20 protein-coding genes are annotated in these 20,255 nt (G+C 42.5%); 13 read left to right on the top strand and 7 right to left on the bottom strand.

All coding sequences use genetic code 11. The features are described from left to right. Positions 1-7: 7 nt before the first annotated feature. The gene (locus tag DEO27_RS02690; RefSeq protein WP_112569470.1) at positions 8-601 is read right to left on the bottom strand and encodes a penicillin-binding protein activator LpoB; all 594 of its coding nucleotides are present in this window, start codon (positions 599-601) and stop codon (positions 8-10) included. 53 nt (positions 602-654) lie between these two features. Beyond that, a complete protein-coding gene (locus tag DEO27_RS02685; RefSeq protein ID WP_112569468.1) occupies positions 655-1,071 on the bottom strand; it encodes a hypothetical protein in 417 nt (138 codons plus the stop codon). A 219-nt stretch (positions 1,072-1,290) separates the two neighbouring features. Here DEO27_RS02685 and DEO27_RS02680 point away from each other — a divergent pair, with 219 nt between their 5' ends. Continuing rightward, positions 1,291-1,776, top strand: coding sequence for a nuclear transport factor 2 family protein (locus DEO27_RS02680; RefSeq protein WP_190295301.1), 486 nt, complete (start codon positions 1,291-1,293; stop codon positions 1,774-1,776). A gap of 168 nt (positions 1,777-1,944) precedes the next feature. Here DEO27_RS02680 and DEO27_RS02675 read toward each other — a convergent pair whose 3' ends face one another. Together DEO27_RS02675 and DEO27_RS02670 are read right to left on the bottom strand one after the other, a co-directional pair. Next, positions 1,945-2,796, bottom strand: a complete 852-nt coding sequence (locus DEO27_RS02675; protein ID WP_112569464.1) for a bifunctional helix-turn-helix domain-containing protein/methylated-DNA--[protein]-cysteine S-methyltransferase — start codon at positions 2,794-2,796, stop codon at positions 1,945-1,947. Positions 2,797-2,894: 98 nt separating this feature from the next. Next, positions 2,895-3,248, bottom strand: a complete 354-nt coding sequence (locus DEO27_RS02670) for a DUF488 domain-containing protein (RefSeq protein ID WP_112569462.1) — start codon at positions 3,246-3,248, stop codon at positions 2,895-2,897. 303 nt (positions 3,249-3,551) lie between these two features. On the opposite strand from DEO27_RS02670, the gene DEO27_RS02665 reads away from it, so the two are divergent. Then, positions 3,552-4,271, top strand: coding sequence for a 2OG-Fe(II) oxygenase (locus DEO27_RS02665; protein WP_112569461.1), 720 nt, complete (start codon positions 3,552-3,554; stop codon positions 4,269-4,271). Positions 4,272-4,315: 44 nt separating this feature from the next. Beyond that, positions 4,316-4,927 (top strand): hypothetical protein, encoded by a 612-nt coding sequence (locus tag DEO27_RS02660; protein ID WP_112569460.1) that lies wholly within the window; start codon positions 4,316-4,318, stop codon positions 4,925-4,927. A 24-nt stretch (positions 4,928-4,951) separates the two neighbouring features. Here the strand turns inward: DEO27_RS02660 and DEO27_RS02655 are convergent, their stop codons facing one another. Continuing rightward, on the bottom strand, positions 4,952-5,617 hold the full coding sequence (locus DEO27_RS02655; protein WP_112569458.1) for a Type 1 glutamine amidotransferase-like domain-containing protein: 666 nt from the start codon (positions 5,615-5,617) through the stop codon (positions 4,952-4,954). 104 nt (positions 5,618-5,721) lie between these two features. On the opposite strand from DEO27_RS02655, the gene DEO27_RS02650 reads away from it, so the two are divergent. The 10 genes from DEO27_RS02650 (at position 5,722) to DEO27_RS02605 (ending at position 15,816) form a co-directional block, all read left to right on the top strand. Beyond that, a complete protein-coding gene (locus DEO27_RS02650) occupies positions 5,722-6,246 on the top strand; it encodes a hypothetical protein (protein ID WP_112569456.1) in 525 nt (174 codons plus the stop codon). A 531-nt stretch (positions 6,247-6,777) separates the two neighbouring features. Continuing rightward, positions 6,778-7,971: a sensor histidine kinase gene (locus DEO27_RS02645; RefSeq protein WP_190295300.1), complete on the top strand. Its 1,194-nt coding sequence runs from the start codon at positions 6,778-6,780 to the stop codon at positions 7,969-7,971. A gap of 11 nt (positions 7,972-7,982) precedes the next feature. Continuing rightward, positions 7,983-8,678: a LytR/AlgR family response regulator transcription factor gene (locus DEO27_RS02640; protein ID WP_112569452.1), complete on the top strand. Its 696-nt coding sequence runs from the start codon at positions 7,983-7,985 to the stop codon at positions 8,676-8,678. A 102-nt stretch (positions 8,679-8,780) separates the two neighbouring features. After that, positions 8,781-9,158 (top strand): response regulator, encoded by a 378-nt coding sequence (locus DEO27_RS02635; protein ID WP_112569450.1) that lies wholly within the window; start codon positions 8,781-8,783, stop codon positions 9,156-9,158. Positions 9,159-9,229: 71 nt separating this feature from the next. Further along, entirely contained in the window at positions 9,230-9,472 is a 243-nt protein-coding gene (locus DEO27_RS02630; protein ID WP_112569447.1) for a PqqD family protein, read from the top strand. Between the two features lie 5 nt (positions 9,473-9,477). Beyond that, complete coding sequence (locus DEO27_RS02625; protein WP_112569445.1) at positions 9,478-10,530, top strand: ATP-grasp domain-containing protein; 1,053 nt, start codon at positions 9,478-9,480, stop codon at positions 10,528-10,530. A 9-nt stretch (positions 10,531-10,539) separates the two neighbouring features. Continuing rightward, the gene (locus DEO27_RS02620) at positions 10,540-11,895 is read left to right on the top strand and encodes an alanine racemase (protein WP_112569443.1); all 1,356 of its coding nucleotides are present in this window, start codon (positions 10,540-10,542) and stop codon (positions 11,893-11,895) included. Next, positions 11,892-14,048 (top strand): urea transporter, encoded by a 2,157-nt coding sequence (locus DEO27_RS02615; RefSeq protein ID WP_112569441.1) that lies wholly within the window; start codon positions 11,892-11,894, stop codon positions 14,046-14,048. The genes DEO27_RS02620 and DEO27_RS02615 overlap by 4 nt, the downstream gene beginning before the upstream one ends. Further along, positions 14,030-15,208 carry a tetratricopeptide repeat protein gene (locus DEO27_RS02610; protein ID WP_112569439.1) on the top strand — a complete coding sequence of 393 codons (1,179 nt, stop codon included), beginning with the start codon at positions 14,030-14,032 and terminating at the stop codon, positions 15,206-15,208. The genes DEO27_RS02615 and DEO27_RS02610 overlap by 19 nt, the downstream gene beginning before the upstream one ends. Continuing rightward, positions 15,196-15,816, top strand: coding sequence for a tetratricopeptide repeat protein (locus tag DEO27_RS02605; protein ID WP_112569437.1), 621 nt, complete (start codon positions 15,196-15,198; stop codon positions 15,814-15,816). The genes DEO27_RS02610 and DEO27_RS02605 overlap by 13 nt, the downstream gene beginning before the upstream one ends. A gap of 82 nt (positions 15,817-15,898) precedes the next feature. On the opposite strand, the gene DEO27_RS02600 is transcribed toward DEO27_RS02605, so the two are convergent. Next, a complete protein-coding gene (locus tag DEO27_RS02600; RefSeq protein ID WP_112569436.1) occupies positions 15,899-16,132 on the bottom strand; it encodes a hypothetical protein in 234 nt (77 codons plus the stop codon). After that, positions 16,129-19,905 carry a T9SS type A sorting domain-containing protein gene (locus DEO27_RS02595; RefSeq protein ID WP_112569434.1) on the bottom strand — a complete coding sequence of 1,259 codons (3,777 nt, stop codon included), beginning with the start codon at positions 19,903-19,905 and terminating at the stop codon, positions 16,129-16,131. The genes DEO27_RS02600 and DEO27_RS02595 overlap by 4 nt, the downstream gene beginning before the upstream one ends. Between the last annotated feature and the right edge of the window lie 350 nt (positions 19,906-20,255).

Below are 20,255 nucleotides of genomic sequence, written 5' to 3'. Positions count from 1 at the left end.
ACGGGCTTTAGTTTTTAACGTATTTGGCAATTTTCTTTTCGCCTATCCAAACTACTTCATTGGTCTGGATGTTGGTAAGCTCCAGGTTTACCTGGTAGTAAACAACTTTTTGGCGTTTGTGCGCATCAACGATAGAGTTGATTGAACCTTGTAGTATGTAATCGGCACCGTTTTCCAAACCAAATTTTTTCATGGTTGATACAGATGCGTTTGTTTGCTGATCTGCTTTTTCGGCGCGCAGCTCTTCACGTTTTTTACCGCCTTGTACCAAACGTACTTTTTGCGATTGAATAAATGAGCTTTCGATATCAGTTAAGAATGTTTCGGCATCGATATGTTCATGGCTTTTATTTTGCACAAAGCCAACTATAACTACCGGGCGTTTACCCTGGTGCTCGCTAACGTGCGTATCAATCCAGTTAGCACCTAAAATTTTGCCGGTGAGCTCATCGGCTGCCATGCGTGCATCACTGTTATTCCAGTTGCCGCTAACATCAATAGTTTGGTCGGTGCTAACGCGTGTAACCTGCCTTGAACATGAGGCTATAAAAATTCCTGAAACTGCTATTGCAGCAACTGTTAAGATCCTGTTGAATTTCATCTGTAGTATATATTATAAATTATGATATGTTAGATTGAATGCTTCCGTAATTGTTACCAGCCAAAGCCGATGCCAATGCTTGTACGGCCACCCCAGCGGCCACCCCAATTACCGCCCCAACGGTTGCCCCAACCATAGTTTAAATATGGCGAATAGGAGTAGCCACCATATAAACCCCAGGAAGGTGAATAATCATAGTATCCATTCATGCGTTCCTCATGCCTCCACTCGCGGTTTTGACGGCGGCGTTCCAGTTTGGCTTCGTACCAGTCGTACGCTTTATAAGTATTTTGGATAGTTGTACCGTGCAGGCTGTTCAGGGTATCGGCAACCCTGATATATTTTGCCTGGCTTTCCATATAACGCGGGTTTTGATCGGCTATTAACGATGCTGTTTGCTGGGCTTTTACCGTGCCGCTGAACAAACCTACTGTAAGCATCAAGGCTATAATGAAGATATTCTTTTTCATCGCGCTTTATTTAATAAGTAAAGTTACGTAAAATGGTGTCCAAATATTACACCAGTGCTAAGCATAAACCGTTAAAATATGTTAATCGGGAGCTTTTTGACTTAATTATGAATTGCGGCGGTGGTTCAAACCATTATCAGCTATAAAAACAGCTGATAATACTGTCACAATACGTCAATACGGCACGTCATAACAGTATATTTGATTACAATGAATATTATGAAAAAATCGACCTATATCCTATTTACTACAGGCATTGTTATGTTGCTATTGGCAGCTAATACCAATGCACAAACCACAGCTTTTAAACCAAAAGATCAGCAATTATTCAACACTATTGCACATATGGACAGCGTTATGTTCAACGCGTTTAATAACCGCAACCTGGATGTGATGAAAACGCTGTTTACCCCCGATGTTGAGTTTTATAATGATGGCAAGGGCGTAACAGGCTACGATGCAACCATGGCGGGCTTCAAAGGTATCTTTGAAAACAAACAGGCGGCAGACCTACGTCGTGATCTGCTTAAGGAAACGCTTGAAGTTTATCCTATGCCTGGTTTTGGTGCAATTGAAATGGGTACACATAAGTTTACCCATACCGAAAATGGAAAGCAAATTGTTGGTGTAATGAAGTTTGTACACGTTTGGCAATACCAGGATGGGCAATGGAAAGTGAAGCGGGTGGTGAGTGTGGGGCATTGAGTAGCTTCTGCTCAACTCAAAAAATGTTGTTGAGAAATAAGGAATACAAGGTAAAAAAATGTCATTGCGAGGAAGAACGACGAAGCAACCGCATGCTATACAGGCGGATTTGCTTCCATGCGGTTGCCACGCTGCGCTCGCAATGACATGGTTTATTGATTTTTACTCTTACTCCACACTTTCCTTCAACGCCGCTTCCCATCCAATAATGGCATTTTTACGGCTGCTGCCCCAGTGGTATTGGCCAATTTCGCCGGTTGATTTAATTACGCGGTGACATGGGATCAGAAAGGCTACCGGGTTGCTACCTACGGCTGTTCCAACAGCCCGGTAAGCATTTTCACTGCCTGCTTTTTTGGCGAGCGAGGCGTAGGTAGTTAACCCTCCTGCCGGGACCTTCAACAGTGTTTCCCAAACTTTGATCTGGAAATCGGTACCTTTTAAATGCAGTTTGATCTCGTCCAAACGGCTCCAATCCTGTGTAAAAATAAACAGGGCATTCTGCTGGATCCTATCAACTAACTGGTTATACACCGCATTCGGGAAATTTGTTTTTATTTGCTCCAGTGCTTTCTCTTCGCCCTCATCAACAAAAGCCATGTGGCAAATACCCTTAGATGTTGATGCTACGATCACCTTGCCAAAAGGTGTATCAGCGAAAGAATAATTAATCTGCAGCATAGCGCCTCCGTTGCGGTATTCGCCGGGTGTCATACCTTCTACCTTAATAAACAAGTCGTGCAAGCGGCCGCCTCCCGAAAGACCGGTTTCCAATGCGGTATTGAATACGTTGGCATCCTCCTGTTTTAATATTTCCTTGGCATGTTCCACACTTAAATATTGCAGAAACTGTTTTGGGGTTACCCCTGCCCAATCCTTAAACATACGCTGGAAATGGAAAGGACTTAAATTAACGTGTTCTGCCACTTCATCTAATTTTGGTTGAGCCTTAAAGTTTTCTTTAAAAAAGCCTATTGCATCCGCTATACGGGTATAATCTATTTCTTGCTGAGTTTTCATGATGTGTTATTATTAAATAAATTTAATCGAGCTCTTATTTTTATAACACAAAATTACCGGCCTCAACAGCCCTGAACAATCCGATTCTTGCTGAGTTTTCAAACGACACGATCATCAATTATATTTTTCAATACCACCGCATTATTCAAATTCAGCTCCTTTGACGAAAACACCAATGTCACTGTTTTATGCGCTTTGATATAATCCACTATTTCGTCCAATGCCATTGTTCCATCTATTTCTGCATGATACTTCTTATTGAAAGCCTCAAACTTTTCAGGATCATGATTATACCATTTCCTTAAATCGTTAGATGGTGCAATCTCCTTAAACCATTTATCGATATGTGCATCTTCCTTTTTTATTCCGCGCGGCCAGAGGCGGTCTACCAAAATCCTTACTCCATCGGTTTTATCGTAAGGCTCATAAACCCGTTTTACTTTAATATCCATGGTATAAACTCCTTATAATTTATAATTAATAAAATAAGCATTTGGAAGATTCTTTCATTCCCTCCCCCGGGAGGGGTGCGCCGGGATGTGCAATAGCAGGGAGGGGTTTCTACGTATTTAAAAATTTGGATACTGATGAAACCCCTCCCTCCCCCCTCCCAGGGGAGGGAATCGCACAATCCCGCACTTTTTTCATTTCTTCCGAACACTTATAATCGATTGATTGAAAGCAAAACACCGCAAGAATCGGATTGCCCGCGCAACGCCCTCACGATAGCTTTGACATTATTCAAAATAACAAAAATGAAATTGGAACAAACACTTAAAGATCGGATCAAAAATCTTGATTGGGATCAGATCAATCATACGTTACATGATAAAGGCTTTGTAATTGTTAAACAGGTATTGGATGAAAAAAGCTGCGATATATTAATTGGTGACTATGAGGCTGATGCTTACCGTAAAACTGTTAACATGGAACGTTATAGGTTTGGCTACGGCGAATACAAATATTATAAATACCCCTTGCCCGCTGTGATAACCGATTTGCGGGGAAGCGTTTACCCTCACATTGTTCCTGTTGCAAATGCATGGATGCGAGAACTTGGGATAGATAGGCAATTTCCGGAAACGCACGAAGAAATGAAGCAATTAAGCCATGAAGCAGGGCAAACTAAACCAACCGCCCTGATATTACAATATACCGAAGGCGGCTTCAATACCCTCCACCAGGACCTGTATGGCGAAGTTTACTTCCCGATCCAGATGGTGTTTATGCTCGATCAGCATAACAGCGATTATACCGGCGGCGAATTTGTACTCACAGAACAGATTCCGCGTGCGCAATCAAAAGCCAATGTGCTTACTCCCGATATGGGCGATATGGTTTTATTTACCACCAACTTCCGACCGGTAAAAGGAAGCAAGGGCTACTACCGGGTGAACATGAAGCATGGCGTAAGTCCGGTTCATAGCGGTAAGCGTCATAGCCTGGGCATTATATTTCACGATGCGCTTTCTTAAACATAATCATGTAGCTTTAAGCGTTATCATCAGAGATTAAAACAATGCTGCAAAACCGCGTAAACCCATTTGGACAACTCATTAAAACACCCGAACGCGGTGCATGGCTTGGCAACCGGGGGGTAATACATAATGAGCATAAAGAAATTGTGCGTGCCTTTAAAATTAAGGCCTGGATAACTTGTGTTCTGGAGTTTAGGGGCCGTCATCGTGAAATTATGCAGCCTGACCGATGGACAGAACTTTTCTTTTTGGATGAAGCTACTGCTTTTTCGGCCGGTCACCGCCCCTGTTTTCAATGCCGGTATCAGGATCATCAAAGGTTTAAAGAGTTTTGGCTGAAAGGAAACCCACAATATGGATTTGATATGAAAACGCCGGTATCTAAAATAGATGAAATCTTACAAACCGAGCGGATTGCCGCCGATAAATCAAAGGTCACCTACCAGGAAAATATAAAAGCACTTCCTAACGGTACTTTTGTGATTTATAACGATCAATCCTATTTGTTAAAAGACGATCACCTATACTTATGGAGCCCCGCCGGATATGAAAAAGGGATAGCACTGCCTGATGCAAACAAACTACAGGTATTAACTCCACGGTCGTTTGTTAATATGTTTAAAGCAGGGTTTATACCGCAAATGAGTGTATAGTTGCAGGTGGTATTAAAACCGATATCACGGGTTAAATAACTTCCAATGCCCTTCAGTAATTACCTCAATGCCCACGTCAGTAACTTTAATCGCTGTTTGATCATCAATTGCATACGAAGGAACCGGTATGGTAGCCGCCAGTTTTTCGATACTGGCCAGGGAATTATCCGGAAACCATTCATGATCTAAATGCGGATGGATTGCGAAATCAACAAATCCCAGCGACTTATTGCTGTCCGCCGGCAACGTATGGTGTCCGTAGCTTGTTCCAAAGCGGGTCATGATCATGCTGCCGGCACTTAGGCCCACATATACCATTCTGTGCAATAACGATGGTAACAACTCCGCCAGTCCGGACTGTTGCATCCAATAGGTTAGGTATTGGCAATCGCCGCCACCTACAAGTAAAGCATCGGTCTCCTGAAGCATATCAACCCATAACTTTCTCTTGATACTGGGCAAAGCGGTAAGTTCCAGTAAGCCCAGCGATTTCCAACCTAATTCGCAAAAAGGGTCACCTAATGTGCCATTGATCACCCTCCGTACAATATCGCCACCATTCGGGATGCCATATATGGCGGTTGGTACAAAAAGGGCGCTTGCTTCAGCAACTGGTTTGCCCAGCAACTCAATCAAAGCATTTCGGATACTTGCGTTACTGATTCCCGCGGATGTTAAGAGAAGCTTCATTATCTTTTGGTATTTTATTAATGTCCTGGCGGGGCTATTTTAGGCTTAATTAATAGCAAAGCTAAATTTAAAATTGTGAATTATATTTACCCAACGCATTAACCATGACCAATAACGAACTTGCCAATATCAAGGCATCAGGCAGATGGCCAGTAAAGTTTTCTGACTTTTACCGCCATTATTTTTTTGCAACTATTCCGTTAGGATGCATATTTGTGGCTATTACAATGCTTTATAACGCCTTTGAATTCCATAACAATGAGTTGAAAATGCCAGGAACCATCGGGTTATCTATTTTCATTCTGTTTTTTATTTTTGTTATAAAACGTTTGTATCAAAACCAGGTGTTTGAAAAATATCAGGTGACGGATGAGGTATTAAACAATCTTAAAAAAGTACTAAAATCACTTCATTTTCATAATGTGAGATATTATGAGCGCGGCTATTTCAAATGTACCTCTGGCGTGTCATGGTTTTCCTGGGGCGAAGAGATAACGATAATTATTGACGACAACTACCTTTTAATCAACAGTAGGCCCAATCAACCCATTGCCCTGTACGAAGACAGAAAAAACGTCAAGTCAATCATAAAATCCTTACAATCAATATATAACAACGCAAACATCTAAAATCGTAAAAACTCCATCCACCCCTTCTTGAATACGCCAGCACGCTATCTCCGGCTAATGCGGTTTTACATTTCATTATCTTTTGCTCTATACAAAAACACCCGCTAAACTTACTCCGTCCATTCAATCGCTTTATTCGTCGGTACAAAATTTCATGTTACGACATCGCGGCTAATTTTACAACATCAAATAATAATTTGATCAGTGATAAGGTTTAGGTTAGAGCTTCCAAGCAGCGAGTGCAAGGAAGCTTTTTTTATTTACACCCGTGTCTGTTATTCCTGGTAAAATAGCCCCTCGCCCGGTTCATCTATACAATTTCCCGGTTTACCGACACATGATTGTTAAAACAATGTCCCATCTGCACCTTTGATTTATAATTCAGGAGCAGGGACACTGAATTATAGGTTTTTTTCATAAAGATGAAGCACCTGTGCAGTAGTACAGGTGCTTTTTTATTTTAAATCCATGCTATTAATGCGAACCGGTCATGCTAAACCGGCGCAGACAAGTAAAAGAATCCAAAATCAAATGATCCGCTCAAAAGCAACTACTTTTTTTATTCATGCTGCAGGCTGGCTCGTATTTTTAGGGTTCCCGCTCTTGTTTATGAACCGTACGCAGCAAAGCAGCGCAGGTTCTTTTACGGTACTGTTTTCGCCATATTACTGGCTGTTTTGTCTCACCTATATCTTCATGTTTTACCTGAATGCCTGGTACCTGGTACCAAAGTTTGTATTCAGCAAAAAATATATCTGGTATGGCTTTATTGTATTGGTGCTTTCAGGCTGCGTTTACTTTTTACAGCCTTTTGATAACCTGCTGCTGCATAACCTTATTAAAGGCAACAAACCAGCAACGGCAGCCGTTCCTAACCCGCAACCTATAGGTCCGCAAATTACGCCTACAGGTATCGATACCTCGGCGCCCGATCAGCAAAATATGCCATTCGGCCCATTGCCGCATGAGGACCTGCGGATGCAGGACCCGAGCCTTAAACCCACTAACAAGGTTATTTTCATCCATCAGTCGGGCAACATTGATATGGTCGGGCTGTTTATTTTCATTATTGTAATGGGCTTGAGCGTGGCCATAGCCACAGTTCAGAAATGGCAGCTTACCGAGCAAATGGTTACGCGTGCCGAAGCCGAAAAAGCCCATGCCGAGCTTTCTTTTCTAAAAGCGCAGATCAATCCGCATTTCCTGTTCAATACTCTGAATAATATTTATGCCCTGTCGGTCACCAATAGCGAACATACATCCGAAAGCATCATGAAGCTCTCGAATATTATGCGTTATGTAACCGATGAGGTAACCGAAGATTTTGTGTTGCTGCAAAATGAAATTGATTGTATTAACGATTATATCGATCTGCAACGCCTGCGTCTCGGCAAAAAAACAACTTTAAATTTTGAGGTATCAGGCGAGATCACGTATCAAAAAATCCCGCCTCTTGTTTTGATGACCTTTATTGAAAATGTGTTCAAGTACGGGGTAAGCAAGCATCAGCCATCAGTTATCAATATTTGCCTGAGGGTGAGCGGCAATCAAATGCTGTTTATCTGCAAGAACACCATTTTTGAAAAACGTCCCGACACTGAGCGCAAGGGCATAGGCATTGCCAATAACCGCCAGCGCCTGCAGCATATTTATCCTAACAAACACCGGCTCGACATTAACTCGGTAGATGGCAATTTCATTGTCGAACTGGAGATTAACGCTTAAAACTATTTATTATGCAACTGAAATGTGTAGCTATTGATGATGAGCCATTGGCCCTTCAGATCATTGAAAAATATGTAGCCGAATACCCGGCGTTAACACTGGTTAATACTTTTGAAGATGCCATATCGGGCGGCGAATACCTGAAACGCAACAAAGTAGATGTGCTGTTCATAGACATCAACATGCCCGATATTACCGGTATCGACCTGGTAAAATCACTGGAAGATAAGCCTATGATCATTTTCACTACGGCTTATAAAAACTATGCGTACGAAGGTTACGAACTGGAAGCGGTTGATTACCTGCTGAAGCCAATCAACAACATGCGTTTTGGCGCGGCTGTTCAAAAAGCTATAGGCTATTACCAGTACAAGCATACCGATACTTCAGGCGAGGATGATTTCCTATATGTACATTCAGAATACAGGCTCATCAAAATCAATATTAAAGATATTGAATACATTGAAAGCATGCAGGATTACATCAAGATCCATACGCTGGGCGCATCCAAACCTATACTTACCCTTATGCCCTTGAAAAACGCTATTGAAAAGCTGCCCTCGGCAAAGTTTATCCGCATTCACCGCAGCTTTGTGGTAGCGCGCGACCAGATCAGATCTATCCATAACCGCAAGGTTAAACTAACTGAGGTTGAACTACCTGTGGGTACAAACTATACCGATTTTATTAAAGACTGGCACAAATAATCAATTCATCGGCACATTGAAGGCATTGAGCGACACATTATTTAAAAGCCTCATAAATAGCCTCAACTTTATATTAATTAATTGACACTAATCCTTATAGTCATGAAAACGGCAGGCAACAAAAAAACCATTTTAGTACTTGATAAAAACAGCAGGATGTTATCGGTAATTGATGACATTATGTATTATGGTGATTTTAATGTGCACTTAACTTATGATCCTAATGCTATATATGACAAGGCTAAGGTGATTAACCCCGACCTGATCATCCTGGATTATTTGCTGCTGGATACCGACTGTGAGCTGGTGTGCCAGGATTTTAAAGACGATGAAAAACTGTGCAATGTGCCTATCATCATTGTTACCGCCTTTAAAACAAAAAAAGCACAGGCCGATTCCTATAAATGCGATGCCTTGTTTGTAAAGCCGCTGGATATGGAAGTACTTGCCTCAAGGATAGAATACCTGATGGCATCATAAGGACCCTTTTGTAAAACTCATATAAACCTGCTAAGTTTAGCCTTTATTACTTAACCAACCTGCAACTGTAAATGAAACTCAAAAGCAATATTGCCACCAGCGAGAATGGGTTTATTTTTAACCCGGCCACCGGCGATTCGTTTTCCGGAAACGGAATGGCGGCTCAATTGCTTGCGGCCATGAAAAATGGCAAAACCAACGCTGAGATCAAACAGGATATCCTTAACAGGTACGATGTGAGCGAAAACCAGCTGGATAGGGATTGGGACGATTGGATGCTGCAGCTAAAAGAAGCAAACCTGCTGGAAATTTAAGGACGATGGCAAACAAGTACACTAATTTATGTATTGCCGTTACCGGGCTTAATGCCAATGATAATCCGGGTCCGGGGATGGCGGTTATTCGTTCTTTAAAAGAATGTTTCGGGGATGATTTGCGCATAATAGGCTTGTCATATGAATCGCTGGAACCGGGGATTTATTTGAAGGAACTGGTAAATAAAACCTACCAGATCCCCTATCCAACCGAAGGTACGGCTGCCCTCATTGAACGGCTAACCTATATCAACCAGCAGGAGAACCTTGATCTCGTGATCCCCAACTTTGATTCGGAGCTGTTCAATTTTATAAAGATAGCGCCACAGTTAAAGCAAATGGGCATAGCAAGCTATCTCCCTACACAGCAGCAGCTGGCATTGAGGGATAAGGTACACTTGAAAGACTTTGGTACAAGGCACAGCTTTTATGTACCTGCAGATCATAAGCTGTACACTGCCGACGATCTGCAAAAAGCCGCCGCTGAGTTTAGTTTCCCCATGGTGATAAAAGGGAAGTTTTACGAAGCCTATATAGTTTACACCATGGACCAGGCTTTAAAGGCCTTTCATCAGCTTAATGCCACCTGGGGCACACCGGTGATAGCGCAACAGCATATCAGGGGCAACGAGATCAATATCGCGGCGCTGGGCGATGGACAGGGGAACAACGTGAGCATTGTTGCCATGCGTAAGCTCTATATCACTGATAAAGGAAAGGCCTGGGCGGGCGTTACCATTAAAGATGATAACCTAACCCAACTGGCCAACAGTTTTGCCCTTGCCACCAACTGGAAAGGCGGTTACGAAATGGAGATCATGAGCACCGCCGAGGGGCATTTATATATACTGGAAATTAACCCGCGGTTTCCGGCATGGGTTTATTTAACGGCTGCTGCCGGGCAAAATCAGCCTGCTGCTCTTGCCAAAATGGCTTTGGGCGAGGCTATTGAGCCTTATACCGATTACCAGGCCGGCAAGCTATTTGTCCGGTACTCGTGGGACCATATTGCCGATATCGCCGATTTTCAACAGATTTCGGCATTTGGCGAATTATAATTTATAACAATGGAAAAGCTGCCATACCAAAAACCATATATAAAAAAACTACATGCCGGTGCCATGAACAAATTTGGTACCCGCACCGGTGTGCAGCCCGTTAAAAGCATCGACGGCGTTTCGGTTAAAAGTTTAATTGAAAACTATGGCTCGCCGGTGTTTGTACTATCCGAAAAACAGATCCGCAGAAATTACCGTGCAGCTTACCGCGCTTTCAGCACGCGCTACCCTAAGGTACAATTTGCATGGAGCTATAAAACCAATTACCTCAATGCTGTTTGCCAGATTTTTCACCAGGAAGGCAGCTGGGCCGAGGTAGTTTCGGGCTTTGAATATCGTAAGGCATTAGACAACGGCGTACCCGGTAACAAGATCATCTTTAACGGCCCCGGCAAATCGTCAGATGACCTGCAACTGGCTATCGAGCACGATTCCATGATCCACATTGATCATTTTGACGAGCTTACCCAGTTGCTAAACCTCAGCAAAAACCTCAGCAATAAACCACGTGTAGCCATCCGCGTAAATATGGATACCGGTGTTTACCCGCTTTGGGACCGCTTTGGCTTTAACTACGAAAACGGAGAGGCCTGGTCGGCAATTAACAAGATCATTACTTCCGGGAGTCTACAACTGGTAGGATTACATTGCCATATAGGCACCTATATGCTCTCCACTGATGCTTACGGAATTGCCGCCAATAAACTGGCCGAACTTGCAGTAAGCTGTCAAACCCAGTTAAATCAAAAAATAGAATATCTTGACCTGGGTGGCGGCTTTCCATCAACCAATACCCTGAAAGGTGCGTACCTGCCGGGAAATGATACCGTACCAACGGTTGATGATTTTGCGGAAGTAATCACCTCTGCCCTGCTCAATTTTGGTTTTGCCAATGATGATTTGCCCTTGCTGATACTGGAAAGCGGCCGCGTATTGATAGATGATGCCGGTTACCTGCTGGGCACAGTTATAGCCAATAAACGTTTGGCTAACGGTAAGGCCGCTACAATTGTTGATTTTGGGGTAAATATATTGTTTACATCCTTCTGGTATGAACACCAGGTAAGCCCTGCTCAGGATTTTGTGGCGCATAACGAAAACATGGTGATATACGGACCGCTTTGCATGAATATCGATGTGATCAGGGAAAGTATCAATCTCCCTGCGCTCAATCCCGGCGATCAGCTGGTGGTTCACAAAGTAGGTGCTTACAACATGACCCAATGGATGCAGTTTATCACTTTACGGCCCGCGGTTGTGTTGATAGATGAAAAATTGCGCACCCATCTCATCCGCAAAAACGAAACACTTGAATATACTGCCGAACCGGAATTAGTGCCCGCTCATTTAAACAACAACAAGTGAAGCAAATTTCAGCATTTATAAAACCGGTCCTCAATTCCTATTCGGTACTGTTTTTTTCGCAGAACCGGGTATTGGGGATCATTTTATTGCTGGTTTCTTTCTTTAACCCGGTATCCGGTTTCGCCGGGCTGGGCTGTGTTTTACTTTCCTTATTAATCACAAAACTATTAAAACTCACAGGCGAAGATCACCGCACGGGGATCTACAGCTTCAATAGTTTGCTGTTGGGCATAGCGTTCGGGGCATTTTTCCAGGTTAACCTGATGTTTGTGATCTGGACTGTTGTTGCCTGCTGCATGGTGGTTATTGCATCCATCATCATATCGCAACGCTTGAGTAAACAGAACTTGCCGATGCTTTCTTTACCTTTTATCCTGGTATTCTGGCTGGTTTTACTCACATCTAACAGTATTTTTAATACCGGCCTGTTGCAAAAGAGCAGTTCTTTACTCCAGGAAATTTATACTGGTCCGGGTAACCTTGCCGGGGCCGAAGGGTACCTTGCAGCAGCATTGCCCAGGTTGTTGAGCCTCTTCTTCCGCTCATTGAGCGCGGTGCTGTTTCAGCACCATATCATAGCCGGGATGCTTATCGCCATTGGGATACTGGTTCATTCGCGCATTGCTTTTAGTTTACTGGTAATTAGTTTCTTAGCAGCCTGTGGCTTTAACAGCATCACCCATACTTACCCTGAGGGCATCAGCTATTACCATTTGGGTGCCAATTTAATGATGGCGTCAATGGCTATCGGGAGTTTTTTTACTATCCCCTCGATACGCTCTTACCTGTTGGCTGTAGTTTGCATTCCTTTTGGATTTGTGGTCATCAACGCGCTTACCACACTCATGGCCGTTCATGTGCTGCCTATTTTCTCCTTGCCGTTTTGCGTAATCAATATAAGCCTGCTTTATTTCGTAACGCTGATTGGTCATCGTTCAACGTTACTATTAACCAAGGTGCAGCACTACTCACCGGAGAGAAATCTTTATCATGTTTTAAACCTGCAAAACAGGCTAAACGATCTGAAATATATTAAACTCAGCCTGCCATTTATGGGTTACTGGACGGTATCCCAAGGCTATAATGGTGCTATTACCCACAAAGGCGAATGGGGCCAGGCGCTTGATTTTGTGATCACCGATGATGAGCAGAAAACGTATCAATTCCCGGGTACACTTCCCGAACATTTTTATTGTTTTAACAAACCAGTATTAGCTTGTGCCGATGGCGTTGTAGAACAAGTGGTAAACCATGTTGAGGATAATGATATTGGCGAGGAAAACCTGAAAGAAAACTGGGGAAATACGGTAGTAATTAACCATGCTCCAGGCCTTTACTCCAAATTATCGCACCTAAAAAAAAACTCCATAAAAGTTAAACCCGGTGATAGCGTAAAACAAGGCGATCTGCTGGGTTTTTGTGGCAATTCGGGCCGGTCGCCGGAACCGCATTTACATTTCCAGTTGCAGGCGACCCCATATATCGGTTCCAAAACATTGTCCTACCCGTTTGCATACTATTTCAACAAAAAGGGTCATCAAAACAGTCTTGAAAGCTATGCTATCCCTAATGAAAATGACGTGCTCTGCAACTTTGAAGTCAATGCATCGCTCAAAAAAGCATTCGACCTGCAACCGGGTTTTGTAGCTAAACTAAGTACCGAAACCGGCACTACCGAAGATTGGGAAGTTTTTAAGGACGCGGCAAACCAGTCATATATCTACAGCAAAACCACGGGGGCAGCGGCCTATTTCATCAATAATGGTACTATGTTTTACTTCACCAGTTTTTATGGCGATAAAACATCATTGCTTTATTACTTTTATCTGGCGGCTTATAAAGTTATTTTTAATGATGCCGGGTATATCCAGGCCAGCGATGAGCTGCCGGTGCCACTTACCAATAATAAAATATTGCTTTGGTTACAGGATTTTGCGGCACCCTTTTACAGGTTCATCAGCATAAAATATAAAAGTGGCATCCAGGTGAAAAAAACAGGGTTAAACGTTGTATCCAGGCAATACCAGGAAATTGCAGGCAAAACCATCCCGCTTAGCGAGGCAACGGTTTTTGTTGAGCATGGCAACTTGCAAGCCTTCATTATAAACATAAACAACCGGCATATTGAAGCACAATGGAGTACAGAAAATTAACCATCATTTTTGTCCTGCTATTCGCTGTTCTTGTTGCTCATGCGCAAGACATTGGCGTAGTTGTGCCCGATAGCACCGTCGATCAGCTATACAACGCCGGTAACTGGAAACAACTCATCAACTTTGTAAATAAAACAGTTACAAACAGCACAGACTCGCCGGCTTTGCATTTTAAGGTTGGATATGCCTACATGCTTACCGGCAACTACAAAGCGGCCATCAGCCAGTTTAACCGGGTTTTAGTTAAGGAACCGCAAAACACAACTGCCCGCCTGTACAACTATTATTGCAATACTTATATCAACAATAACAGCGCGGCATTCTATAGCGCCTCGCGTTTAGATCAGGAAACCTTACGAGGCATTAAGCTATCTCCCTACGGCTTAACCGACGCTACGCTTGAAAGCGGCATAAAACTCCCCGCCAATAACGAGCGGGATAATGGTTTTTTTGAGCGTGCGGGTATTGGGGCGAGGCTGTTCTGGCGTTTACAGCTGGATCAGTCGTTCATATTTTTTAAACAGAATATTTTTCGTTCGCGGTTTATTGATTATAAGAACCAGGTTGGCCGAACCGACAAACAAACCGAATATTATGTTAGGGCGAAGTATTCACTGGCGAAGAACATCAGCCTGATTGGGGCATATCATTACCTGCATACCAGCTACCGCAGCAATATCAATCAAAGTAATCTCGGTTTATTCGGTATAAAATATGATACCCGCTATATTGATTTGCAGGGCGATATTAACTGGGGAAAGCTGATTGATAAAACCTTAAAGCAATATGATGCCAAAGTGGATTTTTATCCATTAGGGAACCTCAATTTATACACCATGAGCAGGGCGTCAATATTGAATTTAAGCGGGGTTCATACTTTTATTTATAGCCAGTCGGTTGGGTTTAAGATACTGGATAAAACCTGGCTGGAATCGGCTGCTACGTTTGGCAACCAGGATGATTACCTTGATGCCGATGGTTTGTATGTTTACAATTCTATCGACCCTACAAAATTTAAATGCGGGGAAAGCGTTTTTTACCAGATAGGTAACCATGCCTTACTGAATTTAAATTACTTTTACGAAAAGAAAACAGACATTTACCGCGCTGTTAAGTACAACCAAAACTCTGTCACGTTAGGCATAACATGGAAATTTTAAAGAAAACGTTTACAGCCATACTTTTACTTGCTTTTGCAGCACAACTGCAGGCGCAAACAAATGCGGTGCTGCAAAAGGCTTTCCACAACAGTTATGCTAACGAATTAAACAAGAACTACGTAGCCGCCATTGCCGATATCTATCCATACTATTCGGAAAATAACTATGAAATAACCATCAGGCTGGGCTGGCTCAACTACCTTAGTAAAAACTACACGGCTTCGCAAAACTATTACCAAAAGGCCATAACCCTGAAACCCAACTCGGTTGAGGCTAAATTTGGCTATGTAAAACCCCTTTCCTTTTTGCAAAGCTGGGATAAGGTACTGGAGCAATATCTTGCCATATTAAAAATAGACCCGCAAAATACCCAGGCCAATTATTGGGGCGGCGTAATTTATTACAACCGCAAACAATACGAACCGGCAATTAAACTTTTCAGAACTGTGGTAACGCTTTATCCCTTTGATTATGACGGCAACCACATGCTGGGCTGGTCTATGCTTATGGCCGGCAAAAAAGCCGAAGCAAAGCCTTTTTTTGAAAAAGCCCTGATCATTAAACCCGCCGATGCTTCAAGTACCGATGGTCTAGCCCGGTGTAATTAAAACCAAGCAAGACATTTTTTTAACGTAGAGATGCATCACATGCGTCTCCCGCAGGGATAGGCTACACTTCACCGTGGTTAATTTATGATCGTATTGCAACCTTTTGCCGGCGGTGTAAATGTATAAAGGTTAATATCAGTACAACTGCTACCAGCAATATTACCCAGGTATCAAGCGGACAATTGTTCGGATCATAGTCTTCATCATCAGGGTCACCGGCACAAGGTATTTCTTGTGCAAATGCAGTAGCAATACTAAAAAGAAAAATGGCGGTTAACACTATAACCTTATACGCTTTGTTTATCACACTTTTCATTGTTTGATGAATTTGGCCGAAGCGATAGTCTGTTTAGTATTATTATCGATAAGCAGAATGCTATAAAAACCTGTCATTAAAGATGATACATCCAGCTGCCCTGTATTGGAATTGAAAGTGGCACTTTTCAAAAGTGCCCCCATACTGCTGTAAACATCTACCCCAAAAGTTGTTTTAACAGGTTGGTTTGTGCTGAAATGCAAATAATTTGATGTGGGATTAGGATACACCGTAAAAACATCCAATCCATTACTATCCACAGAAATGATCACAACATTTGAATATTTTACAATCCCGTCCAGATCTGTTTGCTTCAAACGGTAGTACCCGGTTTTAGCAGTAGCATCAGCAAAACTGTAAGAACCGGAACCAGTCGATTGCACGGTGCTTATAGTCTTAAAATCTTTATCATCTACACTATATTGTATTTCAAAAGTGATATAGGTAAATTCATTTACTGTGTTCCATTTTATAATATTTGAATTGATGTTGCGCTGCCCTGTAAAAGCAGTCAAGGCATACGGTGGTAAAGGCTTCTTATTGATAACTATTTCAAAGCGGCTATTTCCATAAGTAGCCGGAACCTTTTTGTCGAGCCGGAACCCGTAGCCATCGTTATTTCGAAAGTTCAGCGAATCGTTTTGAAAATGATCAAGGAGCCATACGTCATAATAATCGGGAATGGCTGATATATCCGTTTTCTTTATTTGATAATCACCGCTTTTAATGTCGTTAACACTTAAAAAAACAGACGTGCGTTGTTTGTTAAGCGGCTGCGAAGCAATAGATACCTGATGGCCATCGGCAGTCATGGCTCCAAATAACACAGTTTGCCCGTTCCCGTTCAGATCATCGGCGTCTTCGGTTTCTTTGTAGTTCTTGTTATAAGTGTCAGAGAACCGGAGCTGCGTGATATCATAATTGGCAGAATCCTGTATCATTTTTAGCGTTATTGCAGGCCTTGGCACCTCGGCTTTAAATGCAATAGTTCCGGGGGCATTAGTTTTTAAGCTTTCTGTAAATGCGATGGAACTGGAACTGCTGTTAGATTTAAGGTAGAACCCCTGCCCGGTTTGTATCGTTACTCCTGCAGATACATCTTGTGCAATTATGCTGTTACCGCCAGGTGCAAAAGTGTAAACAAAGGGGGTAGTACCTGTTAAAGCTGAGGCCGGTATTGTAATATTAGATGGATAAGGATTGCCGATTAAATTATAGCCTGCACCTGTATTAGCTAATGTATAAGTAAACGCCTGCTGGTTAAGCGTACCTGATTGCAAACCAACCACATTTTTTTCGGGTATGGCAAAAGTATTGGTAGCGGGCGACCTGATTAGTTTTTGGGTAATGTTATGGATATTATCGCCCCTGAAATAAAAATAAAAACCAGAACCAACATTCACAGCTGGAGCAGGAATCAATGTTGTTAATGGAGTAAACAAACCAGTGGCTATATTGTAAAATAATATGGTTGGTCCATTGGCCCCATAACTTGCAGGCTGATCAAAGCCATTAGCGTTGCCGCCTGCTCCGGTAATAAACAAATTGGTTTTTAAACTCGAAAAGTTATATGTAGCGGCAGTGGATACCGGAAGCGTATTATTGTTATTGACCGGCGAGCTCATCAGGCGCCATCCCCTATTGGCAATACTGCCGCCTGTAAAATAGCGTTGCACTACAAAAGTGCCGGTTAATTTAGTATTGCCGGGGATACTTCCAATTGAACCTGTTCCGTTGGCGTCAGAAAGCAAGGTAAAGGTTCCGGCTGCATTATTAAAAACAACTGGATTAGACGACCCGAATTGAATTGATGCGGTACTGGCCAGGGTTGAGAGACCGCCGTTTACCTTAAGGGTGCCAACAGCAGGTGTAGCAACGCTGCTGTTTAAAGTAAACACTGCTGCAGAATCGACACTTAAACCATTGTTCACCGTCATGGTTTTACCGTTGAGATCCAACAATACGGCACTTGCGGCCGAACTGGTTGAACCTAACCTGCCTATCTCGAGGTTGCCAATTGTAATATTGGAACCTGAACTGTTATTTATAGGATTGTTATTGTTGGTGTAACTTATATAACCTATCCGTACATTATCTTTACTACTGGTAATGCCGGGTGCGGTCGAGGTAGACACGCCATTTTTCAACCAATTTGTAACAACGGTCCAGCTACTGTTAGTGGCCCCGGTCCAATCATATATCGGCACACCGAGCGAGAACTGCTGGCCATCGGTATTTGATGTACCTATTGTAGCACCGGAATTAAGAGTAATAGATTTGTAAGTAAATTGAAAAGTTGTGGGGCTGCTAACAGGTGTAAGCCAGTCGGCCATTATGAAATAATAGGAGGTTTGGTTAAACGGAAGCGTTTCCGGCGGAGTAGTGGACGGCGTGGTCAGGTCCAACTTAAACACATTGGAGCTTAAAACTATCGTGCCGCCAACCAGGTTTGCCGGAACGGCCGTAGCACTTGTAAAAGTACCGGACGTTGATCTGTAAACCCGGAAATTACTAAAAGCCGCCGGGTTAATAGCAGTCATATTCAGTTGGATATTACTGATCGCTGTCTGACTACCTGTATTGGTCAATGAAAAGCCGTATAAAACAATGTTTGTTTGATTTAAAGTTAAAGTGGTACGTGAAATATCATTGCCATTGGAGCCTACAGTATTTTGCCCCGTGAACATAATTGTTGGTGTGGCAAACGCGATAGGATAACCATTAATAACCGACTGGGGCGGATTTACCGTTTGAGCAGTGATCGCTGAACCTCCTGAGATCTCTGTGTAAGCTACAGCATGTGGATTAAGCGAGAATGTTACTGCATTAGGGTAGCTTTTAAAATTGCTGTTAAAGTTAATGTATACAAAAAAATTCCTTGTAATGCTGCCCGTTGCCGATGGTGGCGTAAAGTCAAGCGGAGTATTAAAATTGAGGTTGATAGTTGAAGAATTGCTGCCTACAGCATTGGTGGTAGGCACAGGAGTGTTTGTGCCCGAATTAAAATCGGTCCCGTTGTTTTCAACAACATAAACATCTGAAGTGCTAAAAAATGGCGCGGCGGTTCCGGATAGCGCTGCAGACAATGCCACCTGAGTTACCAAAGCCTTGTTATTTGCAACCGTTATAGAAAAACCAAAAACACAAATGCCTTGTTGCGTATAATAAATATCATTCACCTCAATGCCATTATCCTTGGGAACGTTATTTCCGGTAACTGTTACAATAGCGGGATTAGCCCACGTGTAAGTCGGCCCAACAATTGTTGTTATCGCAGTACCATTAACTTGTGATAAATTAAAATTGAAACTGGCAGGTGAAGGAGTTGGGGCATTGCCTCCAACATCAAAAGTGACTACCAGAAAAAAGCTTGCCGGGGTGGAATTTATAGGCTGGCTAAAATTACTTATCGTCAATGTATTTGAACCCGAACCACTAACAACGAAGCTGGTAGAGGTGCCGGTCACGACAGTACCTGTACCTGCAGCATACGTTGCATTTATGCCATTTATCCGCACCAGGGAGATACTGCTGCTGGTTTTAGTGAAATAGATTAAGATATTCTGATTACAAACAAACGTCAATGATGTCAATGATGAACCTGTGGGGTCGGTCAGCGTGACACCCAATACCGCTATACGCTGTCCACCATATATACTGGTTGGAGAAGTTAAGCCATTGGGGTTTGGTGTTGCAATTATTGCCGCTTGCACTTTGGCAACGCTTATTAATATTGCAACAATTAGTAAATATTTTTGTAAAGATGTTTTCAAAAGCTTAGGGTTTTCCCTAAGATTTGCAAAGATGGTGCTAACAGCCAGGCTGTTAGTTATGACGCGTGTAGCGGTAAATTGCGCGAAAGGAAAAAGCGAGAAATAAAGATTTTCGTAATGGTTTAATTCGATTTAACAGATGCTTAATTTGTCGTGCAGCTTATTAAATGTTGTCTTAAACGGATACATTTCAAATAGTACGTGTTCATAAAAATGCAAAAGTGTAGCTGAAATTGTATAACAAACGAGTCATTAATATGATGAAGAAATAGGGCCTGTAGCTATGAAAATTTGGCAAGCCAAAATTTCAATTTAAGATGTGTATTTTTTTTCCCGATACCGGAAAGTAA

Source organism: Mucilaginibacter rubeus (assembly GCF_003286415.2).
Classification (GTDB): domain Bacteria; phylum Bacteroidota; class Bacteroidia; order Sphingobacteriales; family Sphingobacteriaceae; genus Mucilaginibacter; species Mucilaginibacter rubeus_A.
This window is presented reverse-complemented; position numbering and strand designations above follow the sequence as displayed.